We start from the raw sequence: 12,663 nt of genomic DNA, 5'->3' as shown, positions 1-12,663 counted from the left end.
TAGGTTTAACTAATGGAGTTGACCAAAAAACTTTGTGAAGGGTCGACTAAGACCTTATCTGCCATTCCTTGGCGGCCAAATAACATCAAATAACTCATGTCTTGACGGTTGGTAAGGGTGATTTCTATTGGCCAAGTTAAGTCACCCAGTTGAAAATTGGTTTGGATAACATAGCGCTGTTCCACCACGCCATTGGATGATTTGATCCGTCGAGTATCGAATATTGGCGCGGTACAGCGGCATACTTGTTTTAGGTTATAGATGTCTGGGTGTAAGTCGAAACTGATGTGGGGTTTCCCATTCACCTTAATTCGCTCGACATTATCCACATGCAAGGAAGAGGTTTGTGCACCTGTATCCACTCGGATCGGTAAATCATGGATCCCTAAATCTGGCAAATGGCAAGTTTCCAAGTTACCAATAATCATTTTGCTCATAGGCTTCGCTCACTCGTCAATAAATTTATGCTCGAAGAGGACTTCATCCTTGGCTATTCTCCGCAATGTTTGCAGCAGGTTCGATAAGTTTTATCGACTCTTGCATCGCCCCAATGTTTTCCGCAACTTCTTCTTGTTCAGCACCAAAATGCGCCAGGTGATACATCGCATCTCCCTCTTGAACCAAGGGAATATTTTGTTTACCGATCACGATACCAGAGCGTTGCGCCTTCACTTGATTAATTAACTCACCAAACGGACTATTAATATCCGCCAATAAATCCCCCGCTTCTACGTGATCGCCTAACCTTGTATATTCATTCACAATCCCGCTGGCCGAAGCCCGTAGCCAAGCACTGCTATAGGCAACATAAGGTTCAAATTTTTTCTTACTACGACGTTTCTTGATCATCCCTAAATGCGACAGTACCTTGAGGATTCCGCGTACCCCGGTCTGGATTGAAAGCTCATCAAAGCGTAGCGCTTCACCTGCTTCATAAAGCAAAATTTTGGTCCCTTTATTCACCGCAGCTTCGCGTAATGAACCATCTCGTAGGTTCGCATTGATGAGAACCGGAACCGCAAAGGCCTCGGCTAAGAGTTTGGTCTCAGGATCCTCTAAGTTTGCTCTAATTTGCGGTAGGTTGGAGCGATGAATTGCTCCAGTATGTAAATCGATACCATAATCGCAATGTTCTACAATTTGATTCAAAAAGGTGTAGGCCAGTCTTCCGGCAAGCGAGCCTTTAGGGGAGCCGGGGAAGCAACGATTTAAGTCGCGTCGATCTGGCATATAACGGCTTTGGTTGAGTACCCCATAAATGTTTACCATTGGCACTGCAATTAAACAGCCCTTAGTGAGCTTAAAGCTTGGTGAACGTGTTACTCGGCGAATTATTTCAATACCATTTAACTCATCACCATGTACCGCAGCGCTAATGAATACTGTTGGCCCAGCCTTGCGGGCTCGAGTGATATGCACCGGGATCGAAATCTCAGTATCGGTGTATAATTTTGCTACCGGTATTTCTATTTGCTTTTGTTCGCCAGCTTTAATTTCTATTCCACCTATCTTCATGGTTCGCCTTTGCTTGGTTCTTGTACTCGGACTTAGCCTTTACCACGGGTTTTGGTTGCAAAGGGTTTGGCATTTTTTTCGATGAATTCGAACACCATGCCAGCCACATCTTTACCCGTGGCATTTTCGATGCCTTCTAGACCCGGGGAAGAATTGACTTCCATTACAACAGGGCCATTATGTGATTGTAGAATATCAACGCCACACAAATTCAGCCCCATGATTTTAGCTGCATTGACGGCGGTCGCGCGCTCTTCCTTGGTTAAACGTACTAACTGTGCGGCCCCTCCGCGATGCAAATTAGAGCGAAACTCACCTTCCGCAGCCTGACGTTTCATTGCCGCGACCACTTTACCGCCTACCACTAAACAACGGATATCGGCCCCCCCCGCTTCCTTGATGAACTCCTGTACTAAAATGTTCGCTTTTAAGCCCATAAAAGCTTCAATGACGCTTTCTGCTGCCTTATTGGTTTCGGCCAAAACCACCCCAATACCTTGTGTCCCCTCTAATAACTTAATGACTAAAGGTGCGCCACCGACGTTTTTAATCACATCTTGAATTTTATCCGGTTTGTTGGCAAACCCTGTACGTGGCAAGCCAATGCCTTTCCGCGATAATAGTTGTAGCGAACGCAGTTTATCGCGTGAACGACTAATCGCGACCGACTCGTTGACACAAAAGGTGCCCATCATTTCAAATTGACGCACGACCGCCGTACCATAAAAAGTAATTGAGGAGCCGATCCGAGGGATAACCGCATCATAACTGGGTAATACTTTACCCATGTAACGCACGGTTGGATTACTGCTGGTAATATCCATGTAGCAGTGCAGGGTATCGATAATATCAACCTCGTGACCGTGAGCCTCACCTGCTTCTTTTAAGCGACGAGTAGAGTAGAGGTTTTCTCCACGAGATAAAATGGCTATACGCATTGTCATGTTCCTAGAATAAAAGTGCTGAGAGCTTGCTTTATTGGGCTACTCGTCATGAATGAAGATTTCATCTTCACTCGGATTTAATGTGTTGCCGTGGCTGCTATGGAGCGTATGGAAACGGCGTCGAGCATTAGTTAAAGTCTTATATTTAAGCCAAACTTTTTCTAGTTTAGTGCTGGCTTCGAGTTGTTGGCTACAAACTAAAAGAAAGCGCTGCTCTTGATTGTTTTCGGGAAGTAATTCGCCATTATTTATCGCTTTCATGGTTTCGCCATAAAGGCTCAATAACTCCGCTTCTAATAAAGTGAAATTGCCTGATTTACTAAAACCACGTTTAAATTTTTGGTCATCGTAGAAACGTTTTTTTCCAAAGCGAAACTCAGTATTCATTGCAACGACTCCTGGTGATGCGAAAAAGACTAATCGGCGGTTGCGGTTAGCTTGGCGGCAAGGTAGAGAGTATTCGTTGAATATGAAAACGAATTGTTTTTGTCGTTAGAATAAATATTGTTTGTTGTCGGTTTTGTCGATTTTTTCCCAAAACCTCACTCCAAGCCTGCTTCGTCTCATATGCGGTTTCATGCATGATTTTCTCCTTAAAGATTCTGGATGAGAGTTACTGGGTTGGTGCTGTTATCTGTGTGTGATATTTAAGCAGAAAAGTGCTTAGCTTTTATTTCACTGAATGACTCATGGTGGTTGTTTTGCGAGAGTTGAAAATAGAATTCAGCATTTTGCTGGAGTAAATTGTAGATGTCTTTATCAAGTTTTCCGGTTTGCACCAGTGGCCCCATGATATTGAACACTTGTTGTAAATCGAGAGCATCTCGGTAAGGGCGTTGTTGAGTGAGTGCTTGAAATACGTCAGCAATGGCTATGACCCGTGAAGGAATATCAAGATCATTGGCTGTTTTTCGAAAAGGGTAGCCAGAACCATCGAGCCGTTCATGATGATTTGAGGCCCATGCGCCAATCGGCGACTTAGGAAAAAAGTTAACTAATATTTCACTGGTATCAACGGTGTGACGTTTAATTTGTGCGTATTCTTCTTCGCTGAAAGAAGCGGATTTGTGTAATAGCCCATCAGGAGTTCGCAGTTTGCCAACATCATGTAATAAGCCTGCGATGTAGATCATCTCGGCAGTTCGTGCCGAAATACCAGATGCCAGTGCCAACTGCTGGGCTAATATCGCGACTTTGTCTGAATGTTGAAAGGTAAAAGGGCTTTTGGCATCAACAATTCTGGCTAAGAAGCGCGCTAACTCAGCGGCCTCTTGGAGACTTAGTTGTTGGTCATAGAGTTGATCTTGTTGAAAGCTTAAGCCCATTTTTTCAATGTGACTAATGTTCATGTTGTACCAAAAACCATCGATAGCAACGAGCTCACACATACTGTCCACTATTTGCGGGTGGAACAGGCGACCACGATTACTCTGTAATATTTCGGCAATGGCGGTTTCGTGCAAAATAATTTGTTCTTCACCGATATCTAAGGTGTATTGCGCTCGTAAGAAGTCGAGTCGGTCGGCGACAAACACTAGCGCTGCGACTCGTTTGTCTAATTCAGCAATGTTCAGTGCTGCCAATTGTTCCCAGGGAGTATGATGATAGCGAACAACGTTGGCGAATTGGTGAATCACCGGGCACTTTAACAAGGCTTGATATCCGTGCAGACAATGAACTTCAGTCGATTCGGGTTGGAATAAGTCAAGTAGCGCTAAATGCTGCTCAGTGGAAGAGACTCCACAGTCGTGAATCAAACCTGAGAAATAGGTAAATTGTTGTTCTGCTTCGGTCCAAGTCATGCGTTTTGCACACTCGTAAGCCATATAGGCTACGCGTTGCCCATGATGCATGTCATCGACGCCGACAAAATCGAGCGCTTTGGCAATTGCGAGTAAGGCGTGACGCATATTAATCTGAATAATCTGTTCGGAGTCGATTGTTGGTGACATGACACGCCTAACCATATTTTTGATTATAGTTAAAAGTGTAGACAAGGTTCAGAGGTGCTTCAATCAGAGGGGCTGCAATAGAGTAAGCGTGTTGAATTTTTTGCTGCTTGGTGTTTAGTTTACGCTGTTAGTTTCAGATAAACCCTTACGAAGACTTTACAGTGGAAGTTTTGCGGGTGTTTTTTGCGGGTGTTTTTTGTGGTTTTTTTGAGCCTCCTTCTTGACGACGTTAAAAATATTATTTGTCGTAAGCGTAAAAATTGTTTGTTACTCTCGTTGCTGCTGTTATAGGGGTGAGAGAATGGACGTAAAAGTATTTCGAACGTTTTTAGAAGTGGCAAAAGAGAAGCACTTTGGGCGAGCGGCAGAAAATTTATATATCACTCAAGCGGCGGTTAGTGCACGCATTAAGCAATTAGAGAGCTTCTTTGACGCTCAGTTATTTATTCGTGACCGGAATGCCATTAAGTTGACTAGTTCTGGCGAACGTTTAACCTCCTATGCTGAAAATATGGTGCGTACTCTTGAGCAAGCGAAGGCAGAGTTATTACTCACCAAAGCGCATGCCATTCAATTGACCATTGCTGGCACGCCTAACGTTTGGGATGCTTATTTGCAGCATTGTTTGAGTGTGGTGACCGAAGCATTTAGCGGTTATGCCTTTCGTGCTGAGACCTTAAGCCGTGAACAAATGCATCGCGCCTTAATCGAGCGAACGCTAGACATTGGGGTGGGCGTTGACCCTTTAAAATCTGAAGAGTTGGCCTGTAAAAAAGTTGTCGATTTAGAGCTTGTATTTGTTTCTACTCGCCACCAAACTCAGCAATTGGCGCTAGAAAACTCGTATATTTATGTTGACTGGGGCACCCGTTTTGCTTCCGAGCATGCGCTTCGTCATAGTAAAATGCCACCGCCATTTTTGCGCACCTCGACGGGACGAATTGCTTTGGATTTCATCTTAGAAAAAGGTGGAGCCTGTTATTTGCCAGTGTCGATGGTTGAGCCTTTTCTCGAATCGCAGCAACTTCATTTGGTGGAATGTTCAGAGCCTTGGTTACGTCCGGTATATCTTAGTTATCGGAAGGATTCGGCGGCATTGCAGCAGATCCGTCAAGTGGAAAGCCTATTAGGGGTTACCGAACCCTCTACTCCCTATAGTTTGCAGCAAGCGGCTGAATAAGCGATGCGTATTCAAACGGATCACTATGTTAACTGGCATTGAGGCCTGAATGGTCTTGGTATGGCGCTCAATGTTGCACAATTTTTAATATATTTCGTAAAGTATAATGGTTTGTTGATCGTTCGAAACACTGGTTTTATCGCAAGGAATTTCAAATGTTTGGTTTTTTTGAGCGCTTAACTGCGCCTTTCCCCACGCAAGAGCCTGAGCAACCCCCTAAGGGCTTATATCAGTTTTGTCTCCATTATTGTCAGGGGATGATGGTACCGCTGTTATGCATGGCCGTCATCGCTGCGTTGATCGCTATCTGTGAAGTTGCTTTATTTGGCTTTATGGGGCAGTTGGTTGATTGGTTAGGCAGCAAAGATCCAAATACGATATTAAGTGAAGAATCTTCCACCTTGTGGCTGATGGGCATCACGCTGTTGGTGGTGATGCCACTGCTTACCCTACTCGATTCGCTGTTAATTCACCAAGCTTTGCTCGGTAATTTTCCGATGGCGATCCGTTGGTCGGCGCATCGCTATTTATTGCGGCAGAGTGTTTCCTTCTTTGCTAACGATTTTGCTGGGCGTGTCGCGACTAAAGTCATGCAAACGGCCTTGTCGGTACGTGAAACGGTGATGAAATTACTCGACTTAATGGTTTATGTATTGGTCTATTTCACTTCCATGGTGCTGTTGGTGGCACAGGCTGATATACGCCTCATTTGGCCGATGCTGCTATGGCTGGTGGTTTACATCGCAATTCAGTTCCGTTTTGTGCCGAAATTAAAGCGAGTGTCGACCGAACAAGCGGATGCTCGTTCTTTAATGAGTGGTCGAATTGTGGATAGCTATACCAACATCGCAACCGTGAAGTTATTTTCGCATAATCAACGCGAGGCCGATTACGCTCAAGAAGGCATGCAAGGATTTTTACAAACCGTTCATCAACAGATGCGTTTGGTGACCGGGCTCAATGTTTGTGTGCAACTGTCAAATTATTTGCTTACATTTAGTATTGCGGCCCTGTCTATTTACTTATGGATGTTAGGTGACATCTCGGTAGGGGCAATTGCTATTTCTATTGCTTTGGTGCTGCGCTTGAATGGTATGGCTCAGTGGATCATGTGGGAAATAGGTTCTTTATTTGAAAACATAGGCACCGTAGCCGACGGGATGACGACCTTAACAAGCCCACAGACGGTGGTTGATGAGCATGATGCTAAGCCTTTGCGGGTGGATCAAGGTCAGATTGATTATCGTGACATCCGTTTTCATTATGGTGAGAAAAGTGGGGTTATCGAACACCTCAATCTGAGTATTAAGGCTGGCGAAAAGATTGGTTTAGTGGGGCGTTCTGGTGCAGGGAAAACCACTCTGGTGAATTTATTATTGCGCTTTCATGATGTTGAGGGCGGCTCAATCGAGATCGATGGTCAAAATATTAGTCAAGTGACTCAAGATAGCTTGCGGGCTCAAATTGGGATGGTGACGCAAGATACTTCCCTATTGCATCGTTCGGTGCGTGACAATATTTTATATGGTCGTCCCGATGCCAGTGAAGAGCAAATGATTGCTGCGGCTAAACAAGCCAAAGCCCATGAATTCATTTTAGGTTTGAGTGATCAAGATGGTCGTTGCGGTTATGACGCTCATGTCGGTGAGCGAGGGGTGAAACTCTCCGGTGGGCAACGTCAACGTATCGCAATCACTCGAGTATTATTAAAAGATGCTCCTGTTTTAGTCTTAGATGAAGCCACTTCAGCCTTGGATTCGGAAGTTGAAGCGGCGATCCAAACCAGTTTAAATCGCTTGATGCATGGTAAAACAGTGATCGCCATTGCTCACCGTTTATCCACCATCGCTGCGATGGATCGCCTAATTGTATTAGATAAGGGAAAAATTATTGAACAGGGTAGTCATGCCGAGTTGATTCAAGGTGATGGGATCTATAGTCAATTATGGGCGCATCAAACGGGCGGTTTCCTCGGTGAATAAAGCCTGAACCTTTTCTTCTAAGGCCTGCATTCACGCAGGCCTTTTTTATTGGGTGTTGTATGGGGCTCGGAGGTTCCGCTGAAGTCAACTAATAAGGGCGAGGCCGCGGCTGATAAACGCACGAACCCATATTTTTTGACTATTGTTAAAGGTAAAAGGGGCAATCCATTGATAACAATAAGCTTGATTATGACTGTTTTTTCTAAGGTTACACTTATGCGATTAACGTTGTTGAAGCCTGTCTATGCGTAGATTTTTTAGTCTGACGAGTCTGCTGTTATTCAGCCTTTGCCTGGGAATGGGCTCTGTTACGGCCGAATGTATCGGTGTGGTGACCGCTGGTGGTGGCGCTGATTTTTGGAAATTAGTTGAGCGGGGGGCGAGAAGTGCGGCCGCAAAAATTGGCACTGAAGTTTATGTTCGTGGCGCTAATAATGAACTAAATGTTGAAGGTCAAGGGGCATTAATTAATACGGTATTAGATCGCGGTTGTGGTGCTTTAGTGTTAGCTCCAAATAGTCCAGAGCGAGCTGTGGATGTCGCTTTATTAAAAAGTATCAATATTGCCACGGTGTATATCGACAGAGATGTTGGTGGCGCACCGATGTTGATCATTAAAACCGATAATTATATGGCAGGTGCTTTGGCTGGAAGAAAAATGGCAAAAGCGCTGGGGGGGAAAGGTAAAGTTGCACTTTTCCGACTCGATAAAAGTGTGGTGACGACCGCAGCGAGAGAGCAAGGGTTCATTGATGAGGCAGTGAAAGGCGGATTAGAGGTCGTGGTTGATGTGTATCTTGGGACCACAGTTGGGTCGGCGCGCTTTAAAGCTTTATCGATACTGAATCATATGCAAGATGTGCAGGGCATTTTTACTCCGAATGAGCTGACGACTCTTGCCACCGTGGTTTCTCTTCGGCAATTGGAGCGGCAGGGCTCGATGGTGCATATCGGTTTTGATTCCAATCGAAGTATTAATGCCGCGATTGTCAATAAAGATATCTATGGGGTGGTGATACAACAGCCTTTTGCTATGGGGTATCTCGCAGTATACGCGGCGTATCAAGCCATGTTAGGTCACCAACCAGAATTGCAAGATCAGCCTTTGTTATGGGATACAGGGGTTTTATTTGTGGATCATTCAAATATTAATCAAGCTAAAGTTAAGCAGGTGTTGGGGCTTGATTAGTTGAAATTAAACCGCCTGATTTGAGTAAGTGAAACCGTCTGACTAAGCTATATAGATGGCATGCTGATGAAGCGAATTATGCGCAAGCAGAATAATATTTGCGGCAATTATGGTACCGCTATTCATCGTGACTTTGTTCCGTTGTTTGTTGATGATTGTTATGCGCATATGTTTGGTTATGATAATGCAGCGCAGGTGATGGCATTGCCATCGTTACTGACGCTGTTTTGTGAACATGATCGCCAGCAAGCCCTACAAAATTACGCGGCGATAATGGCTGGCAAAATGCGTCCCAAAGTGGTGGGGTATCAGAATAGAGACAGATTTGGCCAGCTCTGTTCGGTGATTAGTATTGATCATCTTTGCCAGTGGCAGGGCGCACCAGCGCTGCAAATTACGCTAATTGATGTTTCCCAGCAAGTCGCCGCGAAACAAGCACTGCAACAAAGCGAGCAACGCTATCGTTCGTTGGTCGAGTCTTCCTTGCAAGGTATTTTAGTTCATCGCTTTTTTAAACCGCTGTATAGCAATCAAGCACTAGCCGATTTAGTGGGATTTAGTCATGTTGAACCGCTTCTCGCTCTGCCAAGTTTGTTAGCCTTGATCCCTGAAGATAACCAGCAACAAGCTATTGAATTACATGAGCGCTTGCTGCTTGGAGAGATGGAATCACATTCCGTAGTGACAGAGTATTTGCGACAAGATGGCGACTCGGTGTGGCTAAATATTAGCGAAAGCTTAGTCAGTTGGGAAGGTGAACCTGCGGTGCAGTCGGTGATGATGGACGTGACTCAGTTACATCGGCAGCAACAACGTTTGGAGTTTCAGGCGAATCATGATGTGCTAACGGGCTTAATGAATCGACGCTCGATGAACCAAGTTTTAGTGACTGAATTTGCAATGAGTAAGCGCAGCGATAATCCTTTGTGCTGTTTGATATTAGATATTGATGATTTTAAGCAAATTAACGATCAGTATGGACATGCCATTGGAGATGACGTATTGCGGATGTTTGCTATTGAAAGCCTCAAGGTATTACGTGATGGTGACTTTTTGGCTCGCTGGGGAGGCGAAGAGTTTCTACTGTTACTCCCCAATACTGCTCAATCATCAGCGATGCTGATTGCACAGCGGGTGCGTCAACATCTGGAACAATCACCAATCACGGTCAATGGACAGCATCATTTTTGGTCGGTTAGTATTGGTTTAGCGATGTTGACCGAGAACGACTCTAGCCCTGAATCGCTGATTGCGCGTGCCGATAGTGCGCTCTATATCGCGAAACAGCGAGGCAAGAACCAAGTTGCCTTAGCGCCGCAATTTTATCAATTGTAATTCAAGCGACGGCTTGTTGGTTGTTGCTTTAAGTGGCCTGAAAAATATGATTAGCCCACAGGGTAAGGCCGCTGGTCACGCTGCCGAAGTTATCTCCACAAATCAACGGCGCTTGGTAACGTTTCGCTAAGAAGTCTTTTATCATCGGAGAATTGGCGCTACCACCAGTTAAGAAAATAACTTCGGGTTGGCAAGCTGCTTGGGCAAGTACTTCATCACTTAACTTGGCAATATTAGTGAGCAAGCGTTCTGCGGCTTGACGGTAGCTTGTCTGGCTGACTTCGGCCTGTAGTTGTTCACTTAAATAACCTAGGTCGACCACGGTTTCAGACTGTTCACTAAGGGCTATTTTGGCTTGCTCTGCCGAGGCGCTCATTTGGTAGGTTAAGCGTCCTTGGCTTAGTCGCACTAAGGCTTTTAAAGGCGCGAGTTGTGGTTCTTTGAGTAGTCTTTGCAACAATAAGCTGGTGTCTTGATGATAGAAGCGAGCCTGCGCTGGGAAATCGTTGATCGCAGCGGCATCCCAAAAGGGTTTAATCGGCATTGGTTGGCCACTGGCCAATAGAAGTTTGGCGCCTAAACAAGGCATTAGTGTTTCAAAGTTTAGTGCGATATCAAAATCATTGCCGCCGATCCGTTCACCGTTATATCCCAGTACTAAGCTTTGATGGTCGCGTTCTGCTAAGTAGTTTGGTCCCATGGTGAGCATCGATATATCACTGGTGCCGCCGCCAATATCGATGACTAAAACGCGTTGCTCTTTGTGGAGTTGTTGTTGATAACTGAGGCCCGCCGCCATTGGCTCATACAAAAACTCAACATGCTTAAAACCAACGTATTTAGCCGCATTGCGCAAGATGTTGAGTGCTTGTTGGTTGCTTAGCTCACTATTTAAACCTTGAAAGTTGACCGGTCGACCAATCACCACTTTTTCCAAGTTGGCTAAACCGGTTTGCTTCACTTGCTCGGCGATGTGCCACATCATCGCTGCTGCAATGTCTTCAAATTGTTGTTGTTGGCGTTCGCGAATGCCACTGGCGCCTAAGAATGACTTCGGAGATCGCACGTAATAACAGTCGGCGGGATCGATGAGGTATTCATGCAATGCTTGTTGGCCAAAACTCAAATGTTCATCATAACCGTCTAGTTTTAATTCGCGTAAGGCTCGTAAGCTGGCAGATAGCTGATGAGAGCGAGCATGTTTATAGGCTTCGGCTTGGCCTTGGGCGTCCAGTTGTTGATAGAGCCAACCGCAAATCATCTCTGATTGTGGGGCAAACAGAGTGGAGGGCATGTAATGACCATGTGCTGGTAACTTTACTAAATGGGCTTGTTGCCCCTGCATGATACCGACAGCGCAGTTAGAGGTGCCAAAATCGAAACCGGCGATTGATTGATTCACAAAACATGCCTCACGGATAGAAAAGGCCGCGCAGGTTAGCAAATTAAGCGCCAAGGGTACAGTACCCTTGCTTGGTCTTTGGTTCATAGCGTGCTTTATTTCTTCAAATTGGTTTCGCGGCGTAAGCTCGCGGGAGAGCGGCTCAGCTTGGTTTGGCAAGGGTTTATTGGAAATGGCGTTGAGGCTTGTGATAGCGGCGGGAGCCCCTTACACTGAAAGGCTTGAGTGCTTGAAATAGAACCGAAAATGAAAAACCAGACTAGAGCTTACTTATTTGGCCTTAGCGCCGTGTTGATGTGGTCAACGGTGGCGACTGCATTTAAGTTGGCGTTACAGTGGCTGAGTCCGATTCAACTGGTGTTATTGGCTTCTTTCAGCTCGATGCTGCTGTTGACTGGGATATTGCTTTGGCAACAAAAATTACATTTGGCCTTTCGTTATGCGCGCCAGCGCCCTGGGTATTTCCTATTGGTCGGAGCGATTAACCCCTTTGCCTATTACTTGGTATTGTTTAAGGCTTACGACTTGCTCCCCGCTCAGCAGGCTCAATCGCTGAATTATACTTGGGCGATTACCTTGGCCTTGTTGGCGGTGCCTTTTTTGCAGCAGCAATTGCGGCGTCAGGATCTGCTTGCCATGGCTTTAGGTTATTTTGGGGTATTGGTGATTGCCACTCGTGGTGACATTTTAGCGATGCAGTTCGATAGCGTGGCGGGTGTATTGTTAGCCTTATTCAGCACCCTGCTATGGGCAGGTTATTGGATCATGAATACTCGCAATCATGGTGATGCAGTGGCGAGTTTATTGGTAGCCTTTAGTTTTAGCCTACCAATGGTATTCGCTTATTGCTGGTTCAGCGACGGTTTACCCAGCTGGCATTTTAAAGCTTGGTTAGGCGCTGCCTATGTGGGTTTATTTGAGATGGGGGTTGCTTTTGTTTGTTGGGTTTTGGCGCTAAAATTGACTGACAATACTGCACGGATCAGTAATTTAATTTTTATTTCGCCGTTTCTGTCGTTGTTTTTCATCTCCTATTTTCTGGCAGAACAAATTGAACCAGCAACTTACCTCGGCTTGTTATTGATCATTGCAGGCTTACTGATCCAGCAGTGGCGGCCGAAAAAAACGATCATCGAAGCGCGGCCCTGATTTACCGTTAAGGGT

12 protein-coding genes are annotated in these 12,663 nt (G+C 45.4%); 5 read left to right on the top strand and 7 right to left on the bottom strand.

Features of this window, described 5'->3' with window-relative positions; translation table 11 throughout:
* Nucleotides 1–5: 5 nt before the first annotated feature.
* The 6 genes from ACRRSW_RS21220 to ACRRSW_RS21195 all read right to left on the bottom strand — a co-directional run bounded on the left by ACRRSW_RS21220 (nt 6) and on the right by ACRRSW_RS21195 (nt 4,411).
* Nucleotides 6–437, bottom strand: coding sequence for an ATP-dependent zinc protease family protein (locus tag ACRRSW_RS21220; protein ID WP_432455571.1), 432 nt, complete (start codon nt 435–437; stop codon nt 6–8).
* 43 nt (nt 438–480) lie between these two features.
* Nucleotides 481–1,515, bottom strand: coding sequence for a succinylglutamate desuccinylase/aspartoacylase family protein (locus tag ACRRSW_RS21215; RefSeq protein ID WP_432460377.1), 1,035 nt, complete (start codon nt 1,513–1,515; stop codon nt 481–483).
* Between the two features lie 32 nt (nt 1,516–1,547).
* Complete coding sequence (gene rimK, locus ACRRSW_RS21210) at nt 1,548–2,453, bottom strand: 30S ribosomal protein S6--L-glutamate ligase (protein ID WP_432460376.1); 906 nt, start codon at nt 2,451–2,453, stop codon at nt 1,548–1,550.
* A 45-nt stretch (nt 2,454–2,498) separates the two neighbouring features.
* Nucleotides 2,499–2,846, bottom strand: coding sequence for a DUF413 domain-containing protein (maoP, locus tag ACRRSW_RS21205; protein ID WP_432460375.1), 348 nt, complete (start codon nt 2,844–2,846; stop codon nt 2,499–2,501).
* Between the two features lie 46 nt (nt 2,847–2,892).
* Nucleotides 2,893–3,042, bottom strand: a complete 150-nt coding sequence (locus ACRRSW_RS21200; protein ID WP_432460374.1) for a hypothetical protein — start codon at nt 3,040–3,042, stop codon at nt 2,893–2,895.
* A 64-nt stretch (nt 3,043–3,106) separates the two neighbouring features.
* Nucleotides 3,107–4,411, bottom strand: coding sequence for an HD domain-containing phosphohydrolase (locus ACRRSW_RS21195; RefSeq protein WP_432460373.1), 1,305 nt, complete (start codon nt 4,409–4,411; stop codon nt 3,107–3,109).
* Between the two features lie 301 nt (nt 4,412–4,712).
* On the opposite strand from ACRRSW_RS21195, the gene ACRRSW_RS21190 reads away from it, so the two are divergent.
* From ACRRSW_RS21190 to ACRRSW_RS21175, 4 genes are all read left to right on the top strand, one after another.
* Nucleotides 4,713–5,591 carry a LysR family transcriptional regulator gene (locus ACRRSW_RS21190; protein WP_432460372.1) on the top strand — a complete coding sequence of 293 codons (879 nt, stop codon included), beginning with the start codon at nt 4,713–4,715 and terminating at the stop codon, nt 5,589–5,591.
* Nucleotides 5,592–5,746: 155 nt separating this feature from the next.
* On the top strand, nt 5,747–7,573 hold the full coding sequence (locus ACRRSW_RS21185; RefSeq protein WP_432460371.1) for an ABC transporter ATP-binding protein: 1,827 nt from the start codon (nt 5,747–5,749) through the stop codon (nt 7,571–7,573).
* Nucleotides 7,574–7,817: 244 nt separating this feature from the next.
* The gene (locus tag ACRRSW_RS21180) at nt 7,818–8,762 is read left to right on the top strand and encodes a substrate-binding domain-containing protein (protein ID WP_432460370.1); all 945 of its coding nucleotides are present in this window, start codon (nt 7,818–7,820) and stop codon (nt 8,760–8,762) included.
* 66 nt (nt 8,763–8,828) lie between these two features.
* Complete coding sequence (locus ACRRSW_RS21175) at nt 8,829–10,097, top strand: sensor domain-containing diguanylate cyclase (protein ID WP_432455578.1); 1,269 nt, start codon at nt 8,829–8,831, stop codon at nt 10,095–10,097.
* Nucleotides 10,098–10,125: 28 nt separating this feature from the next.
* Here the strand turns inward: ACRRSW_RS21175 and yegD are convergent, their stop codons facing one another.
* Nucleotides 10,126–11,499, bottom strand: a complete 1,374-nt coding sequence (gene yegD, locus ACRRSW_RS21170) for a molecular chaperone (RefSeq protein ID WP_432460369.1) — start codon at nt 11,497–11,499, stop codon at nt 10,126–10,128.
* 246 nt (nt 11,500–11,745) lie between these two features.
* Here yegD and ACRRSW_RS21165 point away from each other — a divergent pair, with 246 nt between their 5' ends.
* Nucleotides 11,746–12,648 (top strand): DMT family transporter, encoded by a 903-nt coding sequence (locus ACRRSW_RS21165; RefSeq protein ID WP_432455580.1) that lies wholly within the window; start codon nt 11,746–11,748, stop codon nt 12,646–12,648.
* Nucleotides 12,649–12,663: the final 15 nt, after the last annotated feature.

Source organism: Agarivorans sp. QJM3NY_25, from assembly GCF_050870875.2.
GTDB lineage: Bacteria > Pseudomonadota > Gammaproteobacteria > Enterobacterales > Celerinatantimonadaceae > Agarivorans.
This window is presented reverse-complemented; position numbering and strand designations above follow the sequence as displayed.

Coding starts and splice junctions, on each gene's coding strand:
- ACRRSW_RS21215 (WP_432460377.1), bottom strand. CDS start 1,515: ATGAAGATAGGTGGAATAGAAATTAAAGCTGGCGAACAAAAGCAAATA.
- ACRRSW_RS21165 (WP_432455580.1), top strand. CDS start 11,746: ATGAAAAACCAGACTAGAGCTTACTTATTTGGCCTTAGCGCCGTGTTG.
- ACRRSW_RS21185 (WP_432460371.1), top strand. CDS start 5,747: ATGTTTGGTTTTTTTGAGCGCTTAACTGCGCCTTTCCCCACGCAAGAG.
- ACRRSW_RS21195 (WP_432460373.1), bottom strand. CDS start 4,411: ATGTCACCAACAATCGACTCCGAACAGATTATTCAGATTAATATGCGT.
- maoP (WP_432460375.1), bottom strand. CDS start 2,846: ATGAATACTGAGTTTCGCTTTGGAAAAAAACGTTTCTACGATGACCAA.
- ACRRSW_RS21180 (WP_432460370.1), top strand. CDS start 7,818: ATGCGTAGATTTTTTAGTCTGACGAGTCTGCTGTTATTCAGCCTTTGC.
- ACRRSW_RS21175 (WP_432455578.1), top strand. CDS start 8,829: ATGAAGCGAATTATGCGCAAGCAGAATAATATTTGCGGCAATTATGGT.
- rimK (WP_432460376.1), bottom strand. CDS start 2,453: ATGCGTATAGCCATTTTATCTCGTGGAGAAAACCTCTACTCTACTCGT.
- ACRRSW_RS21190 (WP_432460372.1), top strand. CDS start 4,713: ATGGACGTAAAAGTATTTCGAACGTTTTTAGAAGTGGCAAAAGAGAAG.
- ACRRSW_RS21220 (WP_432455571.1), bottom strand. CDS start 437: ATGAGCAAAATGATTATTGGTAACTTGGAAACTTGCCATTTGCCAGAT.
- ACRRSW_RS21200 (WP_432460374.1), bottom strand. CDS start 3,042: ATGCATGAAACCGCATATGAGACGAAGCAGGCTTGGAGTGAGGTTTTG.